We start from the raw sequence: 25305 nt of genomic DNA on the forward strand, positions 1-25305 counted from the left end.
AGGCTGGCAACTTTTAACTGCGTGGATCTCAGATGAAGAGAGAGAACAACCTGCTGCTGGTGGCGCTGGTGCTGGCCGGACTGAATATGCGACCGCTGATGACCTCGGTCAGCCCGTTACTCGGCCAGCTGCGACAGAGTATCGGTCTGTCACCGCTGGCGGCCTCGCTGCTGCCTGCGGTGCCGATGATGATGATGGGCGCTATTGCGTTAATCAGCGCCCCGCTGATGCAGCGTTTTGCGGTGCGCAGACTGCTGCTGGGCGGATTGCTGCTGCTGTTGCTGGCGCTGGTGAGTCGGCTGTTTGTCACCGACGGCCGCTGGCTGGTGCTGACTGCCGTGCCGGGCGGGGCGGGCATTGGTATTGTACAGATGGCGATGCCGGGATTAATCCGTCAGCGCTTTGGCAGCCGCAGTGCGGGCGTAACCGGACTGTGGGCAGCGGCGCTGATGGGCGGCGGCGGGATTGGCGCGGCGATCTCGCCGTGGCTGAGTGCGCATGCTGGCTGGCAGGGCGCGCTGAGCAGCTGGGCGCTGCCGGTGGTGCTGGCTATCCTGCTCTGGCTGTTTATCACCACCGCACCCGCAGCCCGAACGGAGGCCGCCGCGCTGCCTTCGCTGTGGCGAAAAACCCGCGCCTGGACGCTGGCGTTGAGCTTTGGTCTGGTGAACGGCGGATACGCCATCTGTGTCGCCTGGCTGCCCGATTTTTACCATCAGCTCGGCTGGAACGCGCAGGCAGGCGGTTCACTGCTTGGCATGATGATCGGCTGTCAGGTTACCGGTGCGCTGCTGCTGCCGTTGCTGGCGCGGGGCCGCGATCGCCGTCCGCTGCTGTTGCTGACCCTGGCGATGCAGTTCAGCGGCATGCTCGGCTTCCTGTTCGCGCCCCAGCTGGCTCCGTGGCTCTGGGCGGGGATTGCGGGCTTCGGGCTGGGCGGGGCGTTTCCGCTGGCACTGGTGCTGGCGCTGGATCATCTGGAACAACCCCAGGCTGGCGCGCGGCTGGTCGCCTTTATGCAGGGCGTCGGTTTTATTATCGCGGGCAGCATGCCGTTTATCGCCGGACAGCTGCATGCGCTCACCGGTCATTTCACCAGCGTCTGGATTCTGCAGGCGGCGGTCACGCTGCTGCTGATTGGATTGAATCTGCGTTTCCATCCGCGCAGCTATCAGCGCGCCTTTCCCGAGGTGAATTCCTGATTTTGGTCCGACCAATACCGATAATATTTTTCTCTGGTTCACACTCCGGGAAAATTCGCGCAACTTCTGTTGCCACAGATTAACAATGCATTAACTATCTGTTGCCATAAGCCCCGACATAGCGGTTTGGTCTGACCAATCCGGGGCGGATGGCATGCAGTTTCACGGCTGCATGCCACGTTACCTCTTCTTCTGGAGATACTGGCATGCCGATCTGGCAACAAAACTACGATCCGCTGGGTAATATCTGGCTCTCAAGCCTGGTCGCACTGATCCCGATTCTCTTTTTCTTCTTTGCGCTGATTAAGCTGAAGATGAAAGGCTACCTGGCGGCCACCATCACCGTGGTACTGGCGCTGCTGGTGGCGCTGTTTTTCTATCAGATGCCCGCAGCACAGGCGCTGGCTGCCGTGGTGTACGGCTTCCTCTATGGGTTGTGGCCGATTGCCTGGATCATTGTCGCCGCCGTCTTCGTCTACAAAATCTCGGTCAAAACCGGCCAGTTCGATATTATCCGCGCCTCAATCCTGTCGATTACGCCCGATCAGCGTCTGCAGATGCTGATTGTCGGCTTCTCGTTCGGGGCCTTCCTGGAGGGTGCGGCGGGCTTTGGTGCGCCGGTGGCGATTACGGCCGCGCTGCTGGTGGGACTCGGTTTTAATCCGCTCTACGCCGCCGGACTCTGCCTGATTGTGAACACCGCGCCCGTCGCTTTTGGCGCGATGGGCATCCCGATTATCGTGGCGGGCCAGGTGACCGGTCTGGACAGCTTTGCCATCGGCCAGATGGCCGGACGCCAGCTGCCGCTGCTGACCCTGATTGTGTTGTTCTGGATTATGGCGATTATGGATGGCTGGCGCGGGGTGAAAGAGACGTGGCCGGCGGTCGTTGTCGCGGGCGGATCCTTTGCCATCGCCCAGTTTCTCAGCTCCAACTTCCTGGGGCCGGAGCTGCCCGATATCATCTCGTCGCTCGCCTCGCTGATTTCGCTGACGCTGTTTCTGCGGATCTGGAAACCGGTGCGCATCTTCCGCTTTGCCGATGAGGAGTCAAAGCAGGGCGATCCGTTGCTGCCCACGCAGAAGTATCGGCTGGGGCAGGTGATCCGCGCCTGGATGCCGTTCCTGTTTCTGACCGCCACCGTCACGCTCTGGAGTATCCCGCCGTTTAAAGCGCTGTTCGCCAAAGGCGGTACGCTCTATGACTGGGTGCTGGCGGTGCCGGTGCCGATGCTGAATGAGCTGGTGGCGCGGATGCCGCCGGTGGTCAGCAGTGCAACGCCTTATCCGGCGATCTATAAACTGGATCTGGTCTCCGCCACCGGCACCGCCATTTTGATTGCGGCGATCATGGCTATTCTGTTCCTGCGCATGAAGCCAAAGGCGGCGCTGCAGACCTTTGGTGAAACGCTGAAAGAGCTGGCGCTGCCGATCTACTCCATCGGAATGGTGCTGGCGTTTGCGTTTATCTCCAACTACTCCGGCCTGTCGGCGACGCTGGCTCTGGCTCTGGCGCATACCGGCCACGCGTTTACCTTCTTCTCGCCGTTCCTCGGCTGGCTGGGCGTGTTCCTCACCGGATCTGATACTTCATCGAATGCGCTGTTTGCCGCGTTACAGGCGACTACCGCGCAGCAGATCGGCGTCTCCGATATCCTGCTGGTAGCGGCCAACACCACCGGCGGCGTGACCGGTAAGATGATCTCCCCGCAGTCGATTGCTATCGCCTGTGCGGCGGTCGGGCTGGTGGGGAAAGAGTCCGACCTGTTCCGGTTTACCCTTAAACACAGCCTGATTTTCACCTGTATGGTGGGTGTGATTACCACTCTTCAGGCGTATGTCTTCCCGTGGATGATCCCATGAACAACCCTACCGACCCGCTGGTGACGCGCCTCCGGGCGTATATCACCGAACATCAGCTTGAGCCGGGCATGCGCCTGCCCGCCGAGCGTCAGCTCTCTGCGGAGCTTGGCGTCTCCCGCTCCTCGCTGCGGGAAGCGATACAGCAGCTGATCAGCAGCGGAATGCTGATCAGCCGACGCGGCGGTGGCACCTGGCTCCGTCAGCAGCTGGCACCCTGGTCGGAACAGCGCATCGTCGAGCCGATTCGTCAGCTGCTGCGCGACGATCCCGATTACCGCTACGACATTCTGGAAGCGCGCCATGCCATCGAGGCCAGCACCGCCTGGCACGCCGCCCTGCGTGCCACTGACGCCGACAAAGAGAAGCTGCAATACGCTTTCGACGCCACCCTGAAGCTGAAAGAGAGCGACGATCCCGATCTCGCTGCCCAGGCGGATGTCCGCTTCCATCTGGCGATTGCCGAGGCGTCGCACAACGTGGTGCTCTTGCAGACCATGCGTGGCTTCTTTGAGCTGCTGCAATCGTCGGTGATGCAGACCCGTCAGCGCATGTACACCCAGCCGGCGATTTTTGCCCGCCTGACGGAACAGCATCAGGCGCTGCTCGATGCGATCCTTGCGGGCGACGCCGAAGCGGCCCGTCAGGCGGCGATGCAGCATCTGGGCTTTGTGCACACCACCATGAAAAGCCTGCATGAAGATGAAGCGCGTCAGGCGCGCATCACCCGCTTACCGGATAACGACACACGCAACCCAAAGGAATCTGACTGATGATTATCTCAGCTGCCAGTGACTATCGCGCCGCCGCGCAACGTATCCTGCCGCCGTTCCTGTTTCACTATCTTGATGGCGGGGCCTACGCCGAGCACACCCTGCGACGCAACGTGGAGGACCTCTCTGACGTGGCGCTGCGCCAGCGCATTCTGAAGAACATGTCGGAACTGAGCCTTGAGACAAAATTATTCAATGAAACCCTGTCAATGCCGGTTGCGCTGGCACCGGTCGGCCTGTGCGGCATGTATGCGCGTCGGGGGGAAGTGCAGGCCGCGCGTGCGGGGGATCTGAAAGGCATCCCGTTTACCCTGTCGACGGTCTCGGTCTGCCCGATTGAAGAGGTGGCGCCGCAGATCAACCGTCCGATGTGGTTCCAGCTCTATGTGCTGCGCGATCGTGGTTTTATGCGCAATGCGCTGGAGCGCGCCAAAGCCGCCGGTTGTTCAACACTGGTGTTTACCGTGGATATGCCGACGCCGGGCGCGCGCTATCGCGATGCGCACTCCGGGATGAGCGGCAATCACGCCGCGCTGCGTCGTTACTGGCAGGCGGTCACCCATCCACAGTGGGCGCTGGATGTGGGTCTGCAGGGGCGTCCACACGATCTGGGGAATATCTCCGCCTATCTCGGCAAGCCGACCGGGCTGGAAGATTATATCGGCTGGCTGGCGAACAACTTCGATCCTTCCATTAGCTGGAAAGATCTGGAGTGGATCCGCGAGTTCTGGGACGGGCCGATGGTGATCAAGGGCATTCTCGATCCGGAGGATGCGCGGGATGCGGTGCGTTTCGGTGCCGATGGTATCGTGGTCTCGAATCATGGCGGACGTCAGCTGGATGGCGTGCTCTCCTCGGCGCGTGCACTGCCAGCGATTGCCGATGCGGTCAAAGGTGACATCACCATTCTGGCGGACAGCGGCATTCGCAACGGGCTGGATGTGGTGCGGATGATCGCGCTGGGCGCAGACAGCGTGCTGCTGGGACGGGCGTTTATCTATGCACTGGCGACCCACGGTCAGCGCGGCGTGGAAAACCTGCTGAACCTGATTGAGAAAGAGATGCGCGTCGCCATGACGCTGACGGGTGCAAAATCGATCGACGAAATCACCCGCGATTCACTGGTGCAGGCCGAGGCGATACTGGCGCCGCAGAGCACAACGCCACGTCCCCGCGCAGTGAGTTAGCCTGCGAAAATGAATGTGTTGTCTATACTTAGCTTCTTTACCAACAGGAGGAATGACATGACCATTCATAAGAAAGGTTCGGCGCACTGGGAAGGCGATATCAAAGGTAAAGGCACCGTCAGCACTGAAAGCGGCGTGCTGAGCCAGCAGCCTTATGGCTTTAACACCCGTTTTGAAGGCGCTAAAGGCACCAACCCGGAAGAACTGATTGGTGCAGCACATGCAGCCTGTTTCTCTATGGCACTGTCGCTGATGCTGGGCAACGCGGGTCATAAGCCGGAAAGTATTGATACCACGGCTGACGTGTCGCTGGACAAAAAAGGCGACGGCTTTGCCATCACCAAAGTGGCGCTGACCAGCACCATCTCCCTGCCAGGCATTGATGAGTCAACGTTCGACGAGATCATCAATAAAGCCAAAGCGGGCTGCCCGGTTTCTCAGGTTCTCAATGCGGAAATTACGCTGGATTACACCCTGAATAACTGATGCCGGTAGCGGGTCGCCTTTTGGCGGCCCGGACGTTATGCTATGCCTCCCGGTCCTGTTACTGACCGGAACAGATGCGCCTTCTGGCGCATCTTCGCTTTCTGACAGAGGGGAAACCGAGGTGACAAGATACCGGGCGGCCAAAAAGTACTGGAAGATGGTGCTGGTTCTGCTGTGCATCTGCGGCGCGCTGCTGCTGATCCGCTGGGCGGCGATGATCTGGGCCTGAGCCGATGAGGGGGATTGGCCGCCACACGCTGGGCATCTTACTGATGGTGATTATCGTGCTGGAAGTGGTGCTTTATCTGCTCACAGCCTCATGGCTGCCGTGGCGATAGTGGCTTTCAGACAAAGGCATCTTCGCGCCGTTGTTTAGCACGCACGTCGCTGCGCGCAATGCGATACGCCTTGCGGGGATCGCCTACCACAAACTCAAAGGTAGGCGTGTAGTAAAATGGTAACCAGCCGCCATAGGTGCTCTCCCACTCCCATCGGACGGGGCAGGGCCACAGGATGCCATCATACAAAAGATAGTAAACCCAGCGTCCACCAGGACGACGGGGGCGTGATGTTTTCATGGGATTCACAACGGTAATGGTTAACAACAGCTTATATTTTGTACGCTAAAACGCCAGCTTGCAATGTTACAGCGCGGCTTTATTGCACATGGCCCTGAATCAGCGATGAACCTCACCACAAAGCAGTACCACATTCGGTCGGACTTTATGAATGCGGTTCGCCATCGTTTCGCAGTCGACCTTCGTCGGATAGATACGTTCCGAGACCGGCAGCGCTTCACAGGCATCGTAGCCGCACGCGCTCACTAACAACACAAATCCTATCAACATAGTTCCTCTCCTTTGCACGGTCTGGTGGTCCGGACTGCGGTGCTTTTTATCCCTTTTTAACATCCAGTATAGACAAACGTGACGGGGCGGCATTGTCAGTGTGAGCTATGACCCGCCAGCAGGGTGAGGCGATGCTCTGTCAGATATCAGAAGCGGAGGAGTGTCAGGAACTAGCCAGCGAAATACCAGGCGGGCAGCAACGCAATCAGATTGTTCAGGGTGTGCAGGAAGATGGGCAGCGCCAGACTGTTACTCCGCAGCCGGGCATAGCAGAGCAGCAGCGAAAACAGCGTCAGGGCGATCAGCGTCTGCCAGTGTACATACTGCGTATGCATCACCGCAAACAGCAGCGAGGTCAGCAGCATGCAGGCGAAGCGGCTGCGCGGCGCCCACAGCAGAAAACCCTGCAACAGAAAACCGCGGAACAGCACCTCTTCAAATACCGGGGCCAGCAGCACGGCGGTGAGCAGCAGGATCAGCAGTGAATTACGTCCCTGCTGCGCCTGCATCACCAGCCAGCCTTCCGGCTGCATAAACTGCATCTGTCCCGCCATCAGCACAAACAGCGCGCCGGTAAACAGCAGGGTTTGCAGCGTGCCGAGTTCACCCAGCGGCAAATCGGTGCGGCGCTGGCAGTAGAAGCGGTAAAGCGGGTAGATCACCGCAAATTCAAACAGGCAGAGTACCGGCACCAGCAGGCCGTCATTACGCAGCACGCCGTAATTAGGGAACAGCGTAATCAGCATGGTAACCAGGTAATAGACCACAAAGCTGCCGACGTAGAACAGCGTCAGGGTCACTCTGTCGGAATTGGTATTCATAGGCGACTCTGCCAGCGAAGGTAAGCGCATAGTAGCAATGCACCCGATCGCTGTCGAGTCAGCCTGTAACACAATATTTAAGCGCAAAATGTTAACCGCAGACTAAACACCAGGACGCGCGAGCCGATAACTGAGGAAACTCATCTGGTCAGCACCGCATGTTGTATTGCAGGCCCGTCATCTCAAACTCTGGCTGTGTAGTGAGCACTCTTAATGACATTTAACCCACCGGCGCCACCTTCGCCGCCATTCAGACATATTGCTGAAGACCGCACTGTCCGCTTTACGCGGCGCAGCCTGCGCACGCTTTCGCTGCTGCTGTTTGGGGTACTGGTGCTATCAATGCTGATGGTGCTGACCATTGCGCAGCGTCAGAACAGCGCATCGGTCGATCATGATCGGATGCTGGTGCAGCAGGCGTGGAAAAATCGTCAGAATGCGATGATCACGGACATCCGGGATTATGCATTCTGGGGTGAGGCCTGGCGCAATCTTCATGTCAGGGTGAACAAAGTCTGGGCTTTTGACGAAGAGAACTTTGGACCAGGCCTGTACGAAGAGTATCACTACGAGGGCGTGTTCGTGGTCGACGGCCAGGGGCACACCTCTTACAGCGTGATTAATGGACAGCTGGTGGATATGCCGCTGGAAACCTGGCTGGGCAAAGAGACCCCGGAGCTGATTGCGGCGGCACGTAAGCTCAACAACAAGGCGATGAGCCGGGATGCGCTGATCAATCATCTGCCCGCCATTGTGGTTGCCGCCCCTATCAGCAGCGGCAAAGTGACGACGGTGCCGCCCGTAGCGGGACCTGCCTCCATCATGGTGTTTGTGAATCTGTTCACACCGGCCAAATTAAAGGCGCTGGGCACCACGCTGGATGTGCGGGAACTGCGTCTGCCCGTCAATCAGGAGGATGTCCTGCATGAACCACGCCTGGTGCAGCCGTTGCCAGGCGGCGACCCGATTGTGCTGCGCTGGACGTCGAAGATGCCGGGTATGGGCCTGATCTGGTTCCTGCTGCCGCTGCTGATGATGATGGCGATCATCATTGGCATGATCACGCATCGCGTCAGCCGCCATGCGCTCTCCAATGCGATTCTCTCTGACCGCCGCTTTGCCCTGCTGGCGATCAGTCAGCAGGAGCTTGCGAGCAGCGAAGCGCGTTTTCGCGATCTTGCTGAGGCGGCGTCAGACTGGATCTGGGAAACGGATGAAGAGGGCCGTCTGATCTATCTTTCCGCGCGCTTTAACACCGTGACCGGCCACGACATTACCCACTGGCTGGGACGTCACATCGATCATCTGCTGACCCATCCCAGCCATTCGCTGGTCGCCTGGCTGCTGCGTCAGGAGGAGGACGGGCAACAGATGCCGCTGCGCTGTCAGTTTATGTCCGCACAGGGTAACCGCCGCATCGGTCAGTTGGTGGCGAAAACCATCTGGCATGATGAGCGACGTATCGGGTTTCGCGGCACGGTATCGGACATCACGCAGGGCATGGAAGCGGAAGCACGCATTCAGTTTCTGTCGCGTCACGACGTCTTAACCGGTCTGTCTAACCGCGTGCAGTTACTGGAGTTTCTGACGCTGCACCTTGAGCTGCCTGACAGCAACGCGCCGCTGACGCTGGTCACCCTCGACCTTGATCAGTTCCGGCCGATCAATGAAACCTGGGGTCATGCGGCGGGTGATGAGGTGCTGAGCCAGATCGCGCAGCGTCTGAAGCGCTGTATCGGTCCGCAGGAGCTGGTGGCGCGGCTGAGTGGCGATGAGTTTGTGCTGGTATTGCGTGAAACGAACCGTGAGCGGGTCGATCAGCGTTGTGCTCAGCTGGTGCATGAGGTTCAGCAACCCATCAGCACGGGCCAGCATGTCCACTATCTCACCATCAGCATGGGGATCGCCTCTGCTCCGCAGGATGCCAGCCATCCCGAAGCGCTGCTGCAAATGGCCGATATCGCGCTGAATGAAGCGCGTGACGCGGGACGCAATCAGTGGGTCTGGTATGCCAATGAGATGGCCAGCCAGCGTGAAGATAAGCGTGAAATGGCGCGGCGGATCGAGAAAGCGCTGAAGAACAATGAATTTCGCCTGCACTATCAGCCGCGCTATCAGCTACTGACCGGGCAGCTGGCGGGTGCCGAGGCATTGATTCGCTGGCAGATTGCCCCGGATCAGTGGATTACGCCAGACCACTTCATTCCGCTGGCGGAAGAGAGCGGACTGATCGCCACCATCAGCGACTGGGTACTGATGCGCGCCTGTGAGGATGCGCTGGGATGGGGCGGTGAACGCTATGTCTCGGTTAATATCTCACCCATGGAATTTCGCACCAGCGATCTGGTGCAGCGGGTGGCGCACGCGCTGGAGAAAAGTGGCCTGCCGGCGACCCGGCTGGAGCTGGAGATTACCGAGAACGTCACCTTCGAACATCCGCAGCATGCGCTGGAGGTGATGCAGGGATTACGGTCACTGGGTGTCAGGTTAACCGTTGACGATTTCGGCACCGGTTATGCCGCGCTGGGCTACCTGAAAACCTTCCCGTTTAATGGCCTGAAGATCGATCGCTCCTGGATGAAAGACTTCCCGGAGTCGCAGCAGGCGCAATCGGTGGTGGCGGGCATTATTGCGCTGGCACGCGCTTTTGCGCTGACCATCACAGCAGAGGGCATTGAGACAGAAGCGCAGCTGAATCAGCTAAAACTGCTCTCGTGCGAAGAGGGGCAAGGCTACTTCCTCGGTCGGCCGATGCCGCTGGCTGCATTCAGTACGCTTCTGGAAAGAACCGCGCAAAACCAGACTGAACCGGCTTAACGCACTTTGACCGCCACGGCGGTCATCAGCATTGCGCAGACAACAAAAATGATCAGTTCCATAATGACCTCCACAGACTGTTGAATCTTCTGTAAGGGTAGTGGCTGGTTGCGTGTTTTTTAGTCAGATGGTGCGATTAATCTTAAAGCGTGACCTGAACCGCTCTCATCTGAACAGCGTTGTAACAACTTTACTTTTCAGGGCTTCAGGTCAGCAGGCCCGCTTTGCTACTCTTGGGACAGGGTTTTATACGTCCAACAGGAGAATAAACGTGAAATTTTATGGAAAAGGGCTGCTGGTAGTCGGCCTGTTCGCCTTAACCGCCTGCCAGTCTGCCTCTAAACCCGATACCGCGCGTGTGGCGCAGGATCCCGACGCTGACCGCTGCGGGGCCTCTCAGTTTCAGAACTATGTCGGCAAGCCGTTAACCGCGCTGCAGGGTCAGCACTTCGAACAGACGGTGCGTCCAATCCCCTATAATTCTGCCGTCACCATGGATTTCAATCTCAACCGGCTTAACTTCCTGGCCGACAAAAATGGCAATATCAGCTCCGTTTATTGTGGCTGACGGCCAGTCTGTCATAGGCTTGTCATAACGGCAGGCGAGGATAGCAGCGCGCTTCAAAACCTCCTCGTCACACAATAGACAGTGCTCGTCTTGTTTATTCCCGCCCCGGCGGGAATTTTTTTAGCGCCTTCGGGCCGGAACAGGAGCGGAGAAGATGAAACGCATAATCGGGGCACTCCTGCCCACGTTGTTACTCAGCAGCACACTGGCGCACGCGTCCAGTGAAGAGGCCTGGCAAAAGAGCCGTGAGGTGATGGTGCAGGCGTGCATCAACGCCAGTCACCTGAGCAAAGTAAAGGTGCTGGGCGAGCCAATTGAGTATGACGACAACACAGGTTACAGCGCACTGTTGCTGGAAGGGCGCTACCCCCAACAGCACATGAAAAACAGGCGCGGACGGGAGCTCTGCCTGTTTCAGCGCAGCAGCGGCCGGGCCAACATCAGCGAAGCGGATAAACTGCGCTGGGTGAAGTAGGCAGCGGGTTTAATTCTCTGGCTGCGTGTCGATCAACTGCGTCAGCAGGGTGCGATAACGCTGCAACTGCATCTCGTCGCCTTCCACTTCCAGTTTGTCGATCACCCGCGCAATCAGCACTTTATTCGTCGCGGGCTCGCCCGCTTCCATGATTTCACGCAGGATCACCGCCAGCAGATCGGACTCTGGCGGTGTTCGCCAGCTCGGGCCATTGAAATAGTCGCTGATGGCACGGCTGGCGCTGTTTGGTTGTACTCTCATTTCCCCACCTCCGCTGAAACACTGCCCCGTCCCTTACGGCTGAGTAAGGGCGTCTCTGCATGAAATAAGCTGGTCTGCCTCAGCGTAGCCGGAGGGTCTGCACCGTTTTTTTGCGGAGGACGTCACGGCGATCAGAAAAATCGCCACACCGCCACAACTGGCGGTTTTTTAAACATAGAAGCGGGGCGGAGGGTTGTCAGTAACAGAATGACATATTTTTCCATATTGATGAGGGTGGGTTTAGAAAGCGTGCGTCAGGGCAGTCCAGCTCCCGCGTGGCTGGCGCTATAAACTCTCGCTTCGGGAAAATTTTTACCGGTAATTGCGCTGAATCAAGAGGAATTCGTTCTTTTGCCGTTTGTGCCATGTTTTGTCGGTCACGCTGAGAATGCGCGCGTTAGACTGAGCCTTCACTCTCTTTAAATCATCTGCTCATGCCACGCACTATAGAACCCTGGAAGATAAACCTGATCTCGGTCTGGTTTGGCTGTTTTTTTACCGGACTGGCCATCAGTCAGATTATCCCGTTTCTGCCGCTCTACCTTGAACAGCTTGGCGTCACGGGTGGCGAATCCCTCAGCCTCTGGTCGGGTCTTACCTTCAGTATCACCTTTGTCGTCTCGGCGGCGGTCGCCCCCCTGTGGGGCAGCCTGGCCGATCGCAAAGGCCGCAAACTGATGCTGCTGCGTGCCGCGTTTGGTATGGGCGTGGTGATCCTGCTACAGGCGTTTGTCACCGAAGCCTGGCAGTTGCTGCTGCTGCGCGCATTGATGGGGCTGACCTCTGGCTATATCCCCAACGCGATGGCGCTGGTGGCGGCTCAGGTTCCGCGTGAACGCAGCGGCTGGGCGCTGAGCTGTGTCTCAACCGGTCAGATTGGCGGGGTGATTCTGGGTCCAATGCTGGGCGGGCTGCTGGCCGACTGGGTCGGGTTGCGCACGGTCTTTATCGTCACTGCGGTTCTGCTGATGGTCAGCTTTCTGGTGACGCTGTTCCTGATTAAAGAGACCGGTTATACCCCGGTGAGTAAAAAGGACAAGCTCAGCGGACGCGAGGTTTTCCGTTCGCTGGATAACCCAAAGCTGATGCTCTGCCTGTTTTTCACCACCATGGTGATCCAGATGTGTAACGGATCGGTGAACCCGATCCTGACGTTGTTTGTGCGTGAACTGGCACCGACTGCGGAGAATATTGCGTTTCTGAGCGGCGTGATTGCCGCGCTGCCTGGCGTCTCTGCGCTGCTGGCCGCGCCCCGACTGGGACGACTCGGCGATCGCATCGGCACGCAGCGTATTCTGCTGGCGACGATGGTTATCTCGCTGCTGCTGTTTATTGCGATGTCCTTTGTCACCAGCACCACGCAACTGGGTGTCTTACGTTTTCTGCTGGGATTCGCCGATGGCGCGATGATGCCTGCGGTGCAGACCCTGCTGGTGCGTCACTCACGCGACAACATCACCGGCCGGATCTTCGGCTATAACCAGTCGTTTATGTATCTCGGCAATGTTGCGGGTCCGCTGTTAGGCGCCGCGGTCTCGGCGGTGGCAGGTTTCCGCTGGGTCTTTTTTGCCACCGCCGTGGTCGTGCTGATTAATGTGCTGTTTCTGAAGCGCTTTTACCGGCGACCAAAGACCGTGCTGCCCGCGTCGGCTGACAAATCGTCAGTTCAGCCTGCCAGCGCTGCTGAGTCAGTAAAAACTCAGGACTGACGCTGGGGCTCCAGGAGTCATCGCCACCCACGCCCATATGGAAGGCATCCAGATGCAGCCAGCAGCCCGCCTCCGGACGCAGCAGGTGGCGGTGTGATGTCTCCCGCAGTTGCTCCAGGCTAAAGCGGCTCAGCGAGAAAGCGAAATCGCCGCTGACCTGCCAGCTGCCGCTGTCGAGCTGACGGGTGCCGCCACGCTGACCACTCTCGCTGGGGAAAACGTAGGGCGTTGAAAGCTGTTCAATCGGCAGCTGCCAGCGTGAGAACTGCGCAGCCAGCTGACGATCGGGATAATTTTCATGCGGCCCCAGGCCGAGCCAGCTCACCTGCTGCGGGATGTGCAACAGCTCGCAGCGCAAGCCGATGCGCGCGGGTGGTGGCAATCCGCGCGACTGCTCAACGGAAAGCTGCAGCTGCATTTCCCCCTGTGCGTTGATCAGATAACGTTTACGGCTGATAAAGGCGAGCTGGCCGTTGGCGAGCCAGCTGTGCAGCGTCTCTACCAGCACCGCCTGCGACAACACATCCGCCGTAATCGACACCAGATTACTGCTCATCTGGTCATAGCCTGCCGCTTTCCAGCGCTCAACCCAGGCATTAGGATCAACCCGTTCCGCTTCGCTGGTGCCGATATCATTGTCCAGCGGCGCGCGAATAAAGCAGTCCTGAAGAGGGGAGAGCAGCGTCGGCTCCCCGTCAACAAACCACTGCGTCAGTTCGCCGCTGTGGCGTGAAAAATGCCAGCGTTGCTGCTGATGCGTGACGACAATCTCTCCGGTCTCATCCTGTAGCAGCGGTGCTTCACCGAGCTCCGGCTGTGACGGCAGCGCCATCGCCGAGGGCAGCGCCCACTGATGCCAGGCGACACGCCAGTCGGCAGCGCTCCAGCGGGTCGGGTGAATCTGATGAACCGCGACGTTAAGCCAGCATTCACCGTGTAACGCGGGCGGCGATGGCAGCGTGATTCGCTGCAGGCCCTGCGGGCCGATATCCAGCAATACCTCACCCTCCGTCACCACATGGCCCTCCTGCTCGATGCGCCAGCGCAGCACCTCATTGTCACTGTGGCGGAACAGATAGTCGCTGCTGACCGTAAAGCTCAGCGGATCGCCGGGATCGACCGTGAACTGCCAGAACTGCTGGGCGCGCTGCGCCTCATACAGCGCCGGATGTGGCGTGCGATCGGCAAACACCAGACCGTTCATGCAGAACTGGCGGTCGTTGGGTTTATCGCCAAAATCGCCGCCATAGGCCTGCCACGGGTTGCCCTGATCGTCATAGCGGGTCAGGCTTTGATCCACCCAATCCCAGACGAAGCCTCCCTGCAGACGCGGGAACTGGCGGAAGGCCTCCCAGTATTTCGCGAAGCCGCCGAAGCTGTTGCCCATGGCATGCGCGTACTCACACAGGATCAGCGGACGGGTTTCGCCCGGCAGACCGATCCACTTTTTCAGCGACCATTTCGGCACCGCCGGGAACGGCTGATCTTCATCAACCCTGGCGTACATCGGGCAGATGATATCGGTCGCAGCGGTATCCGCACCGCCGCCTTCATACTGAACCGGGCGGGTCGGATCGCTGCTTTTCACCCAGCGATAGAGTGCATCGTGCGTGGCGCCATGCCCCGACTCATTGCCGAGCGACCAGATAATAATGCTGCAGTGATTACGATCGCGCTGAACCATACGCGTCACGCGTTCGCTATAGGCGGCAAACCAGCGGGGATCGTCGGAGAGCCGGTTCATCGGCTGCATGCCGTGAGTTTCGATATTGGCCTCATCCACCACATAAAGCCCGTACTGGTCACACAACCGGTACCAGAGCGGATGATTCGGGTAGTGCGAACAGCGCACCGCATTGAAATTGTGCTGTTTCATCAGCTCGATGTCGCGGCGCATCATTGCCTCATCCACCACCTGACCGTGCTCCGGATGGTGTTCGTGACGGTTGGTGCCGCGGATCAGCAGCGGTTTGCCGTTGAGACAGAGCAGGCCGTTGTCGATGGTGACCTGACGGAAGCCGACATCATAGGCTTCCACCTCGATCAGCTGCTGATCCCCATCGAGCAGCGCCAGCGTGGCGCGGTAGAGGTGGGGCGTTTCGGCGCTCCACAGCGCGGGCTGTTCCACCGGCAGGCTGAGCAGGGCGCGTTCAGGATAGTGACCCCGTTCGTCAATGATGGCGCTGCCCAGCGGCTGCTGACACTGCGCCACCTGCTGTTCACCCTGCCACAGCGTCAGGCGCAGCTGATAGCGCGAGGTGACATCCGGCGGTAAGGCGACGCGGACCTGGGCGCGTAGCTCGGCCCGGGTAAACTCCGGGCTGAGCCGGGTTTCCAGCTGAACGTCGGCCAGATGCACCTGCGGTTTATGCAGCAATGTGACATCGCGGAAAATGCCGCTCATCCGCCACATATCCTGATCTTCCAGATAGCTGCCGTCGCTCCAGCGCAGCACCATCACCGCCAGCCGGTTTTTGCCCGGTTGCAGATGGGGAGTCAGGTCGAATTCGGCGGGCAGGCGGCTGTCCTGAGAGTAGCCAATCCAGCGTCCGTTGCACCACAGGTGAAAGGCCGAGTTTACGCCGTCAAAGATGATACGTGTCTGCCCGGAATCGAGCCAGGCTGCATCAGTACTGAATGTGAGCGAGTAACATCCGGTGGGATTCTCTGCGGGAACCCGTGGTGGATTGACCGGAATCGGATACTGCACGTTGGTGTAAATGGGCGCATCAAAGCCGTGCATCTGCCAGTTAGCTGGTACTGGCAGCGTGGTGGCATCCGGCAGATCCTGCAGTAACCAGCTGGCGGGAACCGCTTCAGGCTGGGTAAAGTAACTGAAACCCCACTCTCCGTTGAGGCTCTGCAGTGACACCGAAGGCGAGTCATCGCGCGCCGCCGCTTCATCGCGCCAGCTGGCGAATGGCGGGTGCGCATCGAGCCGATGCAACGAGGTTACGACCGGGTTTTCCCAGTCTCGCCGGGAGAGGATGTCACTGAAAGCAGCCTGAGAGAGAGTCATCGTTTTATCCTGTAAATGTAATGCGCTCACAATGCGCAAAATACTTCATGCTGTAAAGAGTCCGCTATCCCGATTCTGACAAATAGTTTGCGCCACAAACCGGCCGCGATGTTGAGAATCTGACGGCATAGTGAGGGTAAAACGTTAAGTCTGGTCAGCAAAGATGAATAGCGGCCGGATGCGGAGGAATCTCACTTGTCGCCATGCAGGAGGCTTCATACACTCAGCCCGATTTCTTCATCCTGAGGTAGATATGGTACGAATCGTTAAGCTGGCTGCCGTTGTGGCATTAGTGACTGCATTAAGCGGATGTATTTTCCCGCCTCCGGGCGGCGGTGGTGGTGGTGGTGGCTGGGGCGGACATGGCGGCGGACCGGGCCGAGGATTTGTCGATCCGCGCTAAGCCTCATTCAGTCATCGTTAGCAGGCGAAACGTTTAACAACGGTGATATCTGCCCGCAAAACGTTTCGCCTGCAAGGTTAGCCGGAAATAGCTGAAAAGAGGGCGGAGATGTGGGCTAACTCACTGAAAAAATGACTGTTGCCCTCTGTTTTTTTAGCCAGCGTGGTGATAATTTCAGCTTTTCTTCACCGCTGAGACAACAGCATGAAAAACCTGATTGCTGAATTACTGGTAAAGCTGGCTGAAAAAGAGGCGACAGCGAAAGAGCAGATGGCGCAGATTGAGGCGCTGGAGATTGTTGTCACGGCGCTGGTTCGCAAGCTGGAGCCGCAACAGCATCTGGCGATGACCACCAGCATTGAAACCGCCATGGACAATGTGGCCGGAGCCAATGAGGACGATGCGCTGCTGCTGCGCAATTACATCGAAAAGCTGCTCCGGCATCCCCGCCAGTAACAACCCCAGTGCCAATATGGAATGGGATCTTCACATCACTTTGACCTTAAACATTTTCCGCTTTGCTTATTCGCTGCCAGAATAACAGGGGATAATCCACTGTGGAGATAACAAGATGAAAATCGGTTTAATGGCGATGATGATGGCGGGCCTGCTGGTCAGCGGGCTGGCCGGTGCGGCGGAGAAGACCCCGCAGCAGGAGAAAATGACCCTGTGTAACCAGCATGCTAAATCTCAGGATCTTAAAGGCGATGCGCGCAAAACCTTTATGAGTGAATGCCTGAAAAAGGATAGCAAGATGTCGAAGATGTCACCGCAGCAGATGAAAATGAAGAGCTGTAATGGTGAAGCTGGCGATAAAAAGCTGGCGGGCGATGCACGTAAAACCTTTATGAGCCAGTGCCTGAAAAAAAGCGCATGATTCCCCCGGCCACGCAGGTGGCCGCTTCTCTTTACCGCGCAGTGCGGATTCACTTCTCCCTCATCGCCGTTTAAATTGCCTGCCACAACAGCAGGTTACCTTTCTGAAACAGATTCATCGTCAGGCTTCCCGGTTCCTTTGCCACACTTACTGTTTGTGGGGATTTGCGCCGCGCGCTGTTCCGCTGCGCAGCATCAAGCCAGAAACAGCTAAAGGAGCCATGCCGTGAACTATCAATTTACCGCCGACCTGAAGGATCTGCCCCAGCGACAGCCGGTTAAGAAAACGCTCGGCGAGGTGGATGTATTACTGATCCGCGAGGGTGAGAACGTCCGCGCTTATCAGGCGAAATGTCCGCACGCGGGCGCGCCGCTGGAGCAGGGCGCGATCTGTGGCGACCGGCTGGTCTGCCCGTGGCACAAAGCCGCGTTTACTATCGCCGATGGCAAAATGTGTGAACCGCTGGCATTAGCCGATCTCAAACAGTATCCGTTGCGCATTGAAGAGGGCCGGGTGCTGGTTAACCCGAAAGCGATGTCACCCGCGGCACCGATTGGCAGCGGGCCAGCCGCGCCGGTGTATGTGGTGCTCGGCGCTGGCGCGGCAGGCAGCGCAGCGCTGTGGCGTCTGCGCCATGACGGCTTTAAAGGTCGCCTGGTTCTGGTCGAGCGGGAAGCGGACGCGCCTTACGACCGCACCGCGCTGACCAAGTTTGTACCGTCGGGCAAAATGGATATCAGCGAGGTGCCACAGTTGCTGAAAGCGGATGTGATGGATCACGTTGAACGACTTCAGGTCACGGTGAGCCGCCTCGATGCCCGGCAGCAGCAGTTGATCTTCGAGGATGGCAGGACGCTCGCCTTCGACAAACTGTTGATCTCCAGCGGCGCGAAGCCTGTTCTTCCCGATTTGCCGGGCAGCGATCTTGAAGGAGTTTATTTGCTGCGCAGCAAAGCGCAGACCGATGAGCTGCTTAAGGCGGTGGATGCCAGCCATAAAATCGTGATTATCGGCAACAGTTTTATTGGTACCGAACTGGCGTCGGCGCTGCGTAACCGTGACATCGACGTGACGGTGATTGCCCGTCAGGCGCTGCCCTTTGCTAAACGGTTTGGCGATCAGATCGGCCGCTATTTCTACCAGCTGCATGAGCAAAACGGCGTGAAATGGGTGCAGGGCGAGATCGAATCACTGCAGGGTGACCAGCAGGTGAATGGTGTGCAGCTGAAAGGTGGACGGAAGCTGGATGCGACCGTTGTGCTGTTTGCTACCGGGGTCAAACCAGCCACCGACTTTATTCATGATCTCCCGCTGGCAGAGGATGGCAGCCTGCAGGCGGATGAGCAGTTGCGGGTCGCTGACAATATCTGGGTGGCGGGTGATATCGCCACGTATCCGGCGGCACAGGGTTCGCTGCGGATTGAGCACTATCGCGTCGCGCATCAGCAGGGGCAGACCGCCGCATGGAATATGCTGGATCAGAGCGTCGCCTTTGACCGTGTGCCTTTCTTCTGGACGACCCAGTATGGCACCCGTTATGAATATGTTGGCCACGCGGCAGAATGGGATGACTTCCGGCTAATCGGTTCGCTGGAGGATAAAAAGTTTATGGCGTTTTATGGTCAGCAGGGGCAACTGGCGGCAATCTGCTCATGTGGCATGTATACGCTGACCGCTGAGCTGGTAGAGCGGATGCAGCAACCGATGACGCTTGCCGACGCGGTGGCGAGCTGTCAGGCGCATATCAGCTAAGCTTCGCGCAAGGCGGGCCAGCGTGCCAGGCCGCCTTGCGCACTCCCTGAACGGTTAGCTGCGGCTCAGTTTCTCTGACTTCGCCATGCACTGCTGCATCGCTTCCATCACCGCCGAGCGCATTCCTTTTTCTTCCAGCACTTTCACCGCTTCAATGGTGGTGCCGCCCGGTGAGCAGACCATATCTTTAAGTTCAGCCGGATGTTTACCGGTGGTCAGCACCATCTGCGCGGCTCCTTTTACTGCCTGCGCAGCAAACTGATAGGCCTGCGCGCGCGGCATCCCGCCCAGTACGGCCGCATCTGCCATCGCTTCGATAAACATAAACACGTAGGCCGGTGCAGAACCGCTGACGCCGACCACCGAGTGAATCAGATATTCATCCACCACGGCTGCTTTGCCGAAACTCTCAAAAATCGCCACGACGTCGTCGATTTCCGCCTGCTCAACCAGCGCGTTGGGCGTCACCGAGGTCATGCCTTCGCTGACCAGCGAGGGGGTATTTGGCATCGCGCGGACAATTTTGCGATCGTAACCCAGCACGGATGAGAGCGAGTCCAGCGTCACGCCAGCCGCAATCGACACCACCAGCGCCTCTTTTTTCAGGCTGCCCGCCAGCTCTTTTAAAACTTTCAGGATGACATTGGGTTTTACCGCACCAAACAGGATGTCCACTTCGCGCGCCAGCGCATCCGCGCTCTCAGCCGCGTTGATGCCATACTGCTCTGCCATCGCCTGGTTGGTCTCGGCTTTGCGATCGTAAATGAAGATATCAGACGGGGCGATTTTGCCACTGTTGACCAGTCCGCCGATAATGGCTTTCGCCATGTTTCCCCCGCCGATAAATCCGATTTTCTTTGCCAGCATCGCCATCTCCTTAGGACATTATTCGTTTTTCTCAGTGAGCTAGCTTACTTCAGCCAGCCCGAATAACAAGTCAGCCGGGTAGAGGCTGGAAAATGTGCCGCAAATAAAATTTGCCATTTAAGGGGAACCCGGCAAGATCTCAGGCTTGTCTGACTGTAAGGAATCATGATGTTTATCTGGGTCGATGCCGATGCCTGTCCGAATGTGATCAAAGAGGTGCTCTACCGTGCGGCGGATCGCACCGCGACCACGGTGACTTTTGTGGCGAATCAGTTTCTGCGCGTGCCACCCTCGCCTTATCTGCGCACCCTGCAGGTGCCTGCTGGCTTTGATGTGGCGGACAATGAGATCGTCAGACGTTGTCAGCCTGGCGATCTGGTGATCACCGCTGATATTCCGCTGGCGGCCGAGGTGATTGAGAAGGGAGCGGCGGCGCTGAATCCGCGCGGCGAGCGTTACTCACCGGCGACGATACGTGAACGTCTGACGATGCGGGATTTTATGGATACCCTGCGGTCAAGTGGCGTGCAGACCGGCGGCCCCGCGACGATGAGTCCGCGTGACCGCCAGCAGTTTGCGAATGAGCTGGATAGCTGGCTCACCCAGCAGAAACGCTCGACTTAAACGAAGCTGTCGTCGTCGTCGAAATCGTTGCCGCCAAAATCGTTGAGATCGCTGTTGTCGGCATAATTGCTATCCCAGCCCGTATTCTGGTCCAGGAAGGCGCTGTCGTTGCCGCCGTTAAAGTTATCGGCATTGTCATCACCACCGTTGAAGGTGTTGAGATTATCATTCACCTCCGGCAGCGGCGGCTCATTAATGATGTTCACAATCTCTTCCGGCTGTGAGTGGTGGAACATGCTGGTCAGCATGTCGGCCATCACGACACCACCCGCTACACCGACGGCAGTTTGCAGTGCGCCGCCAAGGAAACCCGTGCCGCGTGGTGCGGGTGCCTGAGCTGGAGCATATTGCGGCTGTGCCGGTTGCTGCGGCGCACTGTTCCACGGCGACTGTTGCTGTTGTTGCTGCTGTTGTTGAGCAGGCGGCTGCTGGCGCGAACCACTGCCAAACAGTCCCGACAGAAAGCCGCCGCTGCTCTGTGCGGGTTGTTGTTGCTGTTGCTGCAGCTGTGCCACCTGACTTTCCAGCGCAGACACTTTCTCATTGAGTTTTTTCAGCGCCGCTTCCTGAATCAGGATCGCCTGCGCCATGTAGTAAGGTGCGCCCGGCTGCGCCTGAAGGTGCTGGTTAATCAGTTGTTCGGCAGCGGCATCGCGTGCCACGGTCTGGCTTTCGGCCTGTTTCAGACGGCTGAACAGCCCTTCGATCAGTTGTTGTTCTTCGCGTTGCATGATGACTCTCCTGTGGCGATTGTTACCAGTATATGGGGGCGTCAACACGAAAAGTAAAATCCGGGCGGTAAGCAAATATTGCCAGCCCATTTTAGCCGCCATTTTGCGGGGTTTTTAACGCCCGGTTACCACCCTGATGCACAAAACGTGCATGCATTTCCCCTTGAAAGTATAGAGATTATCGCTGTTCTGGTGAGGAAAATGCGTAAAACATGCCTGACAGGTGGAGGCTATAATAATTTCCAGTTATTATGCGTCGCATTAATAAGCTAACCATGCAACCGCATCGCGCGGTCAGGCGGAGGAACGGCCCTGATGTCACTACCCATCTTTTTGATTGGCGCTCGCGGTTGCGGCAAAACCACGGTCGGCGAGGCGTTGTCGCAGGCGCTGGGCTACGCCTTTACGGATACCGATCACCATCTGCAACTCAGCACGCAGCGTAGTGTGACCGAGATTGTTGAGGCGGAAGGCTGGGAAGGTTTCCGCGCCCGCGAAACAGAATCGCTGAAAGCGGTGACGGCCCCCCGTACGGTCATTGCGACGGGCGGCGGCATGATTCTGGCTGAAGAGAACTGCCGTTTTATGCAGGAGCAGGGTCAGGTGATCTGGCTCAGCGCCTCGCCCGAGGTACTGGCAGAGCGACTGGAAAGCGAACCTGAAGCGGCCCAGCGTCCGACTTTAACCGGACGTCCGATTGCCGATGAGATGAGTGATGTGCTGCGTGAACGCGCGCATCTTTATCAGGCGGCGGCCCATCATCAGGTGAATGCCATGCAATCGCCGGAGTGCGTGGTGGAAGATATTCTGCTGTCACTTTCACTGGCCCGCGCCAGCTAACCCTCAGATTTTTCCCGCTTTGATCCCGCTTCAGATGTCATTGTCTATACTTATCCTATGACAGGCAGCAGCCTGTCCAGTGGATTGTTATTCAGATAAGAGGGACACAGTATGCCGAGCAGACCACCGTACCCACGTGAAGCCAAAGTTGTGCCTGTCGAAAAAGGCCCTGAAGGTAATAAAGTAACCTCTTACGAATTGCGTGCTGATCATCCCAAACCGAATTCATTAATCAGTGAGCACGAGACGGAAGAAGAAGCGCGCGATGCCAAAGAGCGCTATGAAGACGTCGAAAAAGAGTAAAGCGTTGTAGCTGGCAGGGACGCCAGCCTGATATCCCGCATCGTTTCGCGATTTGCCAGCAAGTTGCCTGAGTATTCCCATCCCCCTTCATGCCTGACATCTTCCTTGCCTAATCAAAACAAAGCGCCCCTGAGCACTGGCTTAACGCTCTCTCCCCTGGAGGAGATCACAAACGACCATCATTTCGCGTGACAGATCAGCGGGTTCCCTTCTACACTGCCAGACACACAACATGTGCTCTGGAGAACTATTATGCTCAACGTAAGTGAGTATTTTGACGGAAAAGTTAAATCTATCGGTTTTGACAGTGCGAGCACCGGTCGTGCCAGTGTGGGCGTGATGTCAGAAGGTGAATACACATTTGGAACCGGCCAGCCGGAAGAGATGACCGTCGTCAGCGGCTCGCTTAAGGTGCTACTGCCGGGTGAGACCGAGTGGCAATGGTTTGAAGCGGGTTCGGTGTTTAACGTGCCGGGTCACAGCGAATTTCATCTGCAGGTTGGCGAGCCAAGTTCCTATCTCTGCCGCTACCTGAAAGATAAAGATTAAAAAAAGGGCCGCTAAGCGGCCCTTTTAGCGCTTATACCAGGCAGGGCGAACCTGGCCGCAGCGGAAAAGCCTAAAGCGCTGGGAACAGGGTCAGAAGAGGAAAGCGTCCCGCGCCATGGACGGCGCGGGCCGAGCGGCCAGGGATTGGCTTGAGCGACTTTCCGATCTGACCCTGTTCCCTGTGCTGGTACGGTCTCACCACGGTTTGGTTCAGACATTGAAAAAAATGGCCGCTAAGCGGCCATTTTTTGGGCAAAAACCGTTTTTTAAGGCAACCCTGCCTGTTGGATTAACGTTGTGCTTCGCCGCCTAACGCTTCCACCAGATTGCTGGTCAGTGCCGCCAGTTCGCTGGTCATCAGAATAAAGTCGGCATCAAAGCGCTGCGCAAAATCTTCACGGTCGATATCGTCGTTCTGGTCGCGCAGGGTGTCGCTGAACTTCAGACGCTTCACTGAACCGTCATCGGCCAGCACGAACTGAATACGCTCCTGCCAATCGAGTGCCAGTTTGGTCACTACCTTGCCAGCTTCGATATGGTTGGCGATCTCATCGCACACCAGATCCTGCTTCTTGCAGCGGATGACGCCGCCATCTTCCAGCAGCGCTTTCAGCTCCGCTTCATCCATCAGCGCAAACCCGGCTGGCAGGTCGCCTGAACGGACCCATTGGGTCAGCGTCAGTTCAATCGGGTTTTCCAGCGTCAGCGGTACCACCGGCAGTGAACCCAGGCTTTTGCGCAGCAGCGCCAGGGTATCTTCTGCTTTTTTCGCGCTGGCACAGTCCACCATAATCAGGTTGTTGACCGTGTCGATCCACAGATAAGTCTGGCTGAAACGGCTGAAGGCACGTGGCAGCAGGCTATGCAGCACTTCATCTTTCAGCGAATCTTTTTCAGTCTTCTTAAGCTTGCGGCTCTGTTCAGATTCCAGCTTGTCGATTTTCGCTTCCAGAGCCTGTTTCACGACCGGCGAAGGCAGGATTTTCTCTTCTTTACGGGCGCAAATCACAATCTGGCCTTTGTTCTCGTGGGTCAGCGCGTCGCTGCGGTTACCCATCGGCGAGACCCAGCCGGTCTTGCTCATATCCTGACTGCCACACGGTGAAAAAGTGAAGGCGTCGAGCTGTTTTTCCATCTCATCTGCGGACAACGGAATGTCACGATTCAGACGATAAACCATCATATTTTTAAACCACAACATCGGGATTCCTTACCGTGGCGCGATCGGGCGCACAAGTCTGCGAGAGTCAGCGCGCATGATAGCGAAACATCGGAGTGGTTTCATTGCCTTTAAGGCCGCCGCCTTCTACTGTATCTCTCACCTGAACGAATAACGAGGAAGTAACCTTGCGCATAGGCATAGATCTGGGTGGCACCAAGACAGAAGTGATCGCATTGTCAGATAAGGGACAGGAGCTGTTCCGCCACCGGGTGAATACCCCGCGTGATGACTATCAGGCCACGGTGCAGGCGATTGTCGATCTGGTCACACTGGCGGAGCAGAAAACCGGCGAGACCGGCACGGTCGGGCTGGGTATTCCCGGTTCGCTTTCGCCTTTCAGTAAGCGGGTGAAGAATGCCAACTCCACGTGGCTTAACGGTCAGCCGCTGGATAAAGATCTGGCTCAGGCGCTGAACCGGGAAGTGCGCATCGCCAACGACGCTAACTGCCTGGCGGTGTCAGAAGCGGTCGATGGTGCGGGTGCAGGACAGTCGCTGGTGTTTGCCGTGATCATCGGCACCGGATCGGGTGCCGGTGTGGCGATCAACGGTGAGTCGCGCATCGGTGGCAACGGTAATGCCGGTGAGTGGGGCCACAATCCGCTGCCGTGGATGGATGAAGATGAGCTGCGATATCGTCAGGAAGTGCCCTGTTATTGCGGACAGCAGGGCTGCATCGAGACCTTTGTTTCAGGCACCGGTTTTGGTATCGACTATCAGCGGCTGAGCGGCGTGCATCGCAAGGGCGCGGAGATCGTCTCGCTGCTGGCGCAGCAGGATCCGATCGCCGAACTGGCGATGAGCCGTTATGAGCTGCGTCTGGCAAAATCGCTGGCGCAGGTGGTGAACCTGATCGATCCCGATGTGATCGTGCTGGGTGGTGGGATGAGCAATGTGGATCGTCTCTATCAGACTGTGCCGGTGCTGATGAAGAAGTGGGTATTTGGCGGAGAGTGTGAAACGCCGGTGCTGAAGGCGCAGCATGGCGACTCCAGCGGCGTACGCGGTGCGGCGTGGCTCTGGCCGCTTAACGGCTGAGTTATCCGCGCATTTGCTGACGGTTCAGCGCCTGGGTTTCAGGCGCTGAACGTCACCCACGGCGCGGCACCCGGC

27 protein-coding genes are annotated in these 25305 nt (G+C 57.9%); 19 read left to right on the plus strand and 8 right to left on the minus strand.

Annotated features, from left to right (window positions below):
- Positions 1–32: 32 nt before the first annotated feature.
- The 6 genes from ACN1CO_RS00340 (at position 33) to yniD (ending at position 5736) form a co-directional block, all read left to right on the plus strand.
- The gene (locus ACN1CO_RS00340; RefSeq protein WP_419136817.1) at positions 33–1202 is read left to right on the plus strand and encodes a cyanate transporter; all 1170 of its coding nucleotides are present in this window, start codon (positions 33–35) and stop codon (positions 1200–1202) included.
- Positions 1203–1408: 206 nt separating this feature from the next.
- On the plus strand, positions 1409–3064 hold the full coding sequence (gene lldP / locus ACN1CO_RS00345; protein WP_419136819.1) for an L-lactate permease: 1656 nt from the start codon (positions 1409–1411) through the stop codon (positions 3062–3064).
- Positions 3061–3834: a transcriptional regulator LldR gene (lldR, locus tag ACN1CO_RS00350; protein WP_419136821.1), complete on the plus strand. Its 774-nt coding sequence runs from the start codon at positions 3061–3063 to the stop codon at positions 3832–3834. Before lldP ends, lldR begins: the two co-directional genes overlap by 4 nt.
- On the plus strand, positions 3834–5021 hold the full coding sequence (lldD, locus tag ACN1CO_RS00355; protein WP_419136823.1) for an FMN-dependent L-lactate dehydrogenase LldD: 1188 nt from the start codon (positions 3834–3836) through the stop codon (positions 5019–5021). The genes lldR and lldD overlap by 1 nt, the downstream gene beginning before the upstream one ends.
- A gap of 57 nt (positions 5022–5078) precedes the next feature.
- On the plus strand, positions 5079–5507 hold the full coding sequence (locus ACN1CO_RS00360; protein WP_312121795.1) for an OsmC family protein: 429 nt from the start codon (positions 5079–5081) through the stop codon (positions 5505–5507).
- 121 nt (positions 5508–5628) lie between these two features.
- The gene (gene yniD, locus ACN1CO_RS00365; RefSeq protein ID WP_022625163.1) at positions 5629–5736 is read left to right on the plus strand and encodes a small membrane protein YniD; all 108 of its coding nucleotides are present in this window, start codon (positions 5629–5631) and stop codon (positions 5734–5736) included.
- 115 nt (positions 5737–5851) lie between these two features.
- Here the strand turns inward: yniD and ACN1CO_RS00370 are convergent, their stop codons facing one another.
- The 3 genes from ACN1CO_RS00370 to ACN1CO_RS00380 form a co-directional block, all read right to left on the minus strand.
- Positions 5852–6085, minus strand: a complete 234-nt coding sequence (locus ACN1CO_RS00370) for a hypothetical protein (RefSeq protein WP_419136826.1) — start codon at positions 6083–6085, stop codon at positions 5852–5854.
- A 99-nt stretch (positions 6086–6184) separates the two neighbouring features.
- Positions 6185–6355, minus strand: coding sequence for a hypothetical protein (locus ACN1CO_RS00375; RefSeq protein ID WP_003850083.1), 171 nt, complete (start codon positions 6353–6355; stop codon positions 6185–6187).
- Between the two features lie 170 nt (positions 6356–6525).
- Positions 6526–7176 (minus strand): CPBP family intramembrane glutamic endopeptidase, encoded by a 651-nt coding sequence (locus ACN1CO_RS00380; RefSeq protein ID WP_283546132.1) that lies wholly within the window; start codon positions 7174–7176, stop codon positions 6526–6528.
- 213 nt (positions 7177–7389) lie between these two features.
- On the opposite strand from ACN1CO_RS00380, the gene ACN1CO_RS00385 reads away from it, so the two are divergent.
- From ACN1CO_RS00385 to ACN1CO_RS00395, 3 genes are all read left to right on the plus strand, one after another.
- On the plus strand, positions 7390–9993 hold the full coding sequence (locus ACN1CO_RS00385) for an EAL domain-containing protein (protein WP_419136829.1): 2604 nt from the start codon (positions 7390–7392) through the stop codon (positions 9991–9993).
- 271 nt (positions 9994–10264) lie between these two features.
- Entirely contained in the window at positions 10265–10561 is a 297-nt protein-coding gene (locus ACN1CO_RS00390; protein ID WP_419136831.1) for an I78 family peptidase inhibitor, read from the plus strand.
- A 154-nt stretch (positions 10562–10715) separates the two neighbouring features.
- The gene (locus ACN1CO_RS00395; RefSeq protein ID WP_419136833.1) at positions 10716–11036 is read left to right on the plus strand and encodes a hypothetical protein; all 321 of its coding nucleotides are present in this window, start codon (positions 10716–10718) and stop codon (positions 11034–11036) included.
- 9 nt (positions 11037–11045) lie between these two features.
- Here ACN1CO_RS00395 and ACN1CO_RS00400 read toward each other — a convergent pair whose 3' ends face one another.
- Complete coding sequence (locus ACN1CO_RS00400; protein WP_419136835.1) at positions 11046–11297, minus strand: biofilm development regulator YmgB/AriR family protein; 252 nt, start codon at positions 11295–11297, stop codon at positions 11046–11048.
- A 434-nt stretch (positions 11298–11731) separates the two neighbouring features.
- On the opposite strand from ACN1CO_RS00400, the gene ACN1CO_RS00405 reads away from it, so the two are divergent.
- Entirely contained in the window at positions 11732–13006 is a 1275-nt protein-coding gene (locus ACN1CO_RS00405; RefSeq protein WP_419136837.1) for a multidrug efflux MFS transporter, read from the plus strand.
- Here ACN1CO_RS00405 and ACN1CO_RS00410 read toward each other — a convergent pair.
- Positions 12888–16025 carry a beta-galactosidase gene (locus ACN1CO_RS00410; protein WP_419136839.1) on the minus strand — a complete coding sequence of 1046 codons (3138 nt, stop codon included), beginning with the start codon at positions 16023–16025 and terminating at the stop codon, positions 12888–12890. The two genes, ACN1CO_RS00405 and ACN1CO_RS00410, sit on opposite strands and share 119 nt — an antisense overlap.
- 253 nt (positions 16026–16278) lie before the next feature.
- Between ACN1CO_RS00410 and ACN1CO_RS00415 the strand changes: the two genes are divergently transcribed.
- From ACN1CO_RS00415 to ACN1CO_RS00430, 4 genes are all read left to right on the plus strand, one after another.
- Complete coding sequence (locus tag ACN1CO_RS00415) at positions 16279–16428, plus strand: hypothetical protein (protein ID WP_181016782.1); 150 nt, start codon at positions 16279–16281, stop codon at positions 16426–16428.
- 204 nt (positions 16429–16632) lie between these two features.
- Positions 16633–16884 carry an anti-adapter protein IraP gene (gene iraP, locus ACN1CO_RS00420; protein ID WP_419136841.1) on the plus strand — a complete coding sequence of 84 codons (252 nt, stop codon included), beginning with the start codon at positions 16633–16635 and terminating at the stop codon, positions 16882–16884.
- Positions 16885–16999: 115 nt separating this feature from the next.
- Positions 17000–17305 (plus strand): PsiF family protein, encoded by a 306-nt coding sequence (locus ACN1CO_RS00425; RefSeq protein ID WP_419136843.1) that lies wholly within the window; start codon positions 17000–17002, stop codon positions 17303–17305.
- A gap of 225 nt (positions 17306–17530) precedes the next feature.
- Positions 17531–19057 (plus strand): FAD-dependent oxidoreductase, encoded by a 1527-nt coding sequence (locus tag ACN1CO_RS00430; RefSeq protein WP_419136844.1) that lies wholly within the window; start codon positions 17531–17533, stop codon positions 19055–19057.
- Positions 19058–19111: 54 nt separating this feature from the next.
- Here the strand turns inward: ACN1CO_RS00430 and proC are convergent, their stop codons facing one another.
- Positions 19112–19924, minus strand: a complete 813-nt coding sequence (gene proC / locus ACN1CO_RS00435; RefSeq protein ID WP_419136846.1) for a pyrroline-5-carboxylate reductase — start codon at positions 19922–19924, stop codon at positions 19112–19114.
- Positions 19925–20092: 168 nt separating this feature from the next.
- Between proC and ACN1CO_RS00440 the strand changes: the two genes are divergently transcribed.
- A complete protein-coding gene (locus tag ACN1CO_RS00440; RefSeq protein WP_003850071.1) occupies positions 20093–20548 on the plus strand; it encodes a YaiI/YqxD family protein in 456 nt (151 codons plus the stop codon).
- Here ACN1CO_RS00440 and ACN1CO_RS00445 read toward each other — a convergent pair.
- Complete coding sequence (locus ACN1CO_RS00445; protein ID WP_419136848.1) at positions 20545–21279, minus strand: DUF2076 domain-containing protein; 735 nt, start codon at positions 21277–21279, stop codon at positions 20545–20547. The genes ACN1CO_RS00440 and ACN1CO_RS00445 overlap by 4 nt on opposite strands.
- 315 nt (positions 21280–21594) lie before the next feature.
- On the opposite strand from ACN1CO_RS00445, the gene aroL reads away from it, so the two are divergent.
- The 3 genes from aroL (at position 21595) to ppnP (ending at position 22971) form a co-directional block, all read left to right on the plus strand.
- Positions 21595–22119 (plus strand): shikimate kinase AroL, encoded by a 525-nt coding sequence (gene aroL, locus ACN1CO_RS00450; RefSeq protein ID WP_419136850.1) that lies wholly within the window; start codon positions 21595–21597, stop codon positions 22117–22119.
- Between the two features lie 111 nt (positions 22120–22230).
- Positions 22231–22422, plus strand: coding sequence for a YaiA family protein (locus ACN1CO_RS00455; RefSeq protein WP_283546120.1), 192 nt, complete (start codon positions 22231–22233; stop codon positions 22420–22422).
- 252 nt (positions 22423–22674) lie between these two features.
- Positions 22675–22971 (plus strand): pyrimidine/purine nucleoside phosphorylase, encoded by a 297-nt coding sequence (gene ppnP, locus ACN1CO_RS00460; protein ID WP_419136852.1) that lies wholly within the window; start codon positions 22675–22677, stop codon positions 22969–22971.
- A gap of 289 nt (positions 22972–23260) precedes the next feature.
- Here ppnP and rdgC read toward each other — a convergent pair whose 3' ends face one another.
- Positions 23261–24172 carry a recombination-associated protein RdgC gene (gene rdgC / locus ACN1CO_RS00465; protein WP_003850053.1) on the minus strand — a complete coding sequence of 304 codons (912 nt, stop codon included), beginning with the start codon at positions 24170–24172 and terminating at the stop codon, positions 23261–23263.
- Positions 24173–24318: 146 nt separating this feature from the next.
- On the opposite strand from rdgC, the gene mak reads away from it, so the two are divergent.
- On the plus strand, positions 24319–25230 hold the full coding sequence (mak, locus tag ACN1CO_RS00470) for a fructokinase (RefSeq protein WP_013356950.1): 912 nt from the start codon (positions 24319–24321) through the stop codon (positions 25228–25230).
- The last annotated feature ends 75 nt before the right edge of the window (positions 25231–25305 follow it).

Origin of the sequence: Pantoea sp. R13S299 (assembly GCF_048515925.1) — a bacterium.
Lineage (GTDB): Bacteria > Pseudomonadota > Gammaproteobacteria > Enterobacterales > Enterobacteriaceae > Pantoea.

Bases quoted from the DNA above. Each gene is read 5' to 3' on its own strand.
- ACN1CO_RS00340 (WP_419136817.1), top strand. From the start codon at position 33: ATGAAGAGAGAGAACAACCTGCTGCTGGTGGCGCTGGTGCTGGCCGGA.
- lldP (WP_419136819.1), top strand. From the start codon at position 1,409: ATGCCGATCTGGCAACAAAACTACGATCCGCTGGGTAATATCTGGCTC.
- lldR (WP_419136821.1), top strand. From the start codon at position 3,061: ATGAACAACCCTACCGACCCGCTGGTGACGCGCCTCCGGGCGTATATC.
- lldD (WP_419136823.1), top strand. From the start codon at position 3,834: ATGATTATCTCAGCTGCCAGTGACTATCGCGCCGCCGCGCAACGTATC.
- ACN1CO_RS00360 (WP_312121795.1), top strand. From the start codon at position 5,079: ATGACCATTCATAAGAAAGGTTCGGCGCACTGGGAAGGCGATATCAAA.
- ACN1CO_RS00370 (WP_419136826.1), bottom strand. From the start codon at position 6,085: ATGAAAACATCACGCCCCCGTCGTCCTGGTGGACGCTGGGTTTACTAT.
- ACN1CO_RS00375 (WP_003850083.1), bottom strand. From the start codon at position 6,355: ATGTTGATAGGATTTGTGTTGTTAGTGAGCGCGTGCGGCTACGATGCC.
- ACN1CO_RS00380 (WP_283546132.1), bottom strand. From the start codon at position 7,176: ATGAATACCAATTCCGACAGAGTGACCCTGACGCTGTTCTACGTCGGC.
- ACN1CO_RS00385 (WP_419136829.1), top strand. From the start codon at position 7,390: ATGACATTTAACCCACCGGCGCCACCTTCGCCGCCATTCAGACATATT.
- ACN1CO_RS00395 (WP_419136833.1), top strand. From the start codon at position 10,716: ATGAAACGCATAATCGGGGCACTCCTGCCCACGTTGTTACTCAGCAGC.
- ACN1CO_RS00400 (WP_419136835.1), bottom strand. From the start codon at position 11,297: ATGAGAGTACAACCAAACAGCGCCAGCCGTGCCATCAGCGACTATTTC.
- ACN1CO_RS00405 (WP_419136837.1), top strand. From the start codon at position 11,732: ATGCCACGCACTATAGAACCCTGGAAGATAAACCTGATCTCGGTCTGG.
- ACN1CO_RS00410 (WP_419136839.1), bottom strand. From the start codon at position 16,025: ATGACTCTCTCTCAGGCTGCTTTCAGTGACATCCTCTCCCGGCGAGAC.
- ACN1CO_RS00415 (WP_181016782.1), top strand. From the start codon at position 16,279: ATGGTACGAATCGTTAAGCTGGCTGCCGTTGTGGCATTAGTGACTGCA.
- iraP (WP_419136841.1), top strand. From the start codon at position 16,633: ATGAAAAACCTGATTGCTGAATTACTGGTAAAGCTGGCTGAAAAAGAG.
- ACN1CO_RS00425 (WP_419136843.1), top strand. From the start codon at position 17,000: ATGAAAATCGGTTTAATGGCGATGATGATGGCGGGCCTGCTGGTCAGC.
- proC (WP_419136846.1), bottom strand. From the start codon at position 19,924: ATGCTGGCAAAGAAAATCGGATTTATCGGCGGGGGAAACATGGCGAAA.
- ACN1CO_RS00440 (WP_003850071.1), top strand. From the start codon at position 20,093: ATGTTTATCTGGGTCGATGCCGATGCCTGTCCGAATGTGATCAAAGAG.
- ACN1CO_RS00445 (WP_419136848.1), bottom strand. From the start codon at position 21,279: ATGCAACGCGAAGAACAACAACTGATCGAAGGGCTGTTCAGCCGTCTG.
- aroL (WP_419136850.1), top strand. From the start codon at position 21,595: ATGTCACTACCCATCTTTTTGATTGGCGCTCGCGGTTGCGGCAAAACC.
- ACN1CO_RS00455 (WP_283546120.1), top strand. From the start codon at position 22,231: ATGCCGAGCAGACCACCGTACCCACGTGAAGCCAAAGTTGTGCCTGTC.
- ppnP (WP_419136852.1), top strand. From the start codon at position 22,675: ATGCTCAACGTAAGTGAGTATTTTGACGGAAAAGTTAAATCTATCGGT.
- rdgC (WP_003850053.1), bottom strand. From the start codon at position 24,172: ATGTTGTGGTTTAAAAATATGATGGTTTATCGTCTGAATCGTGACATT.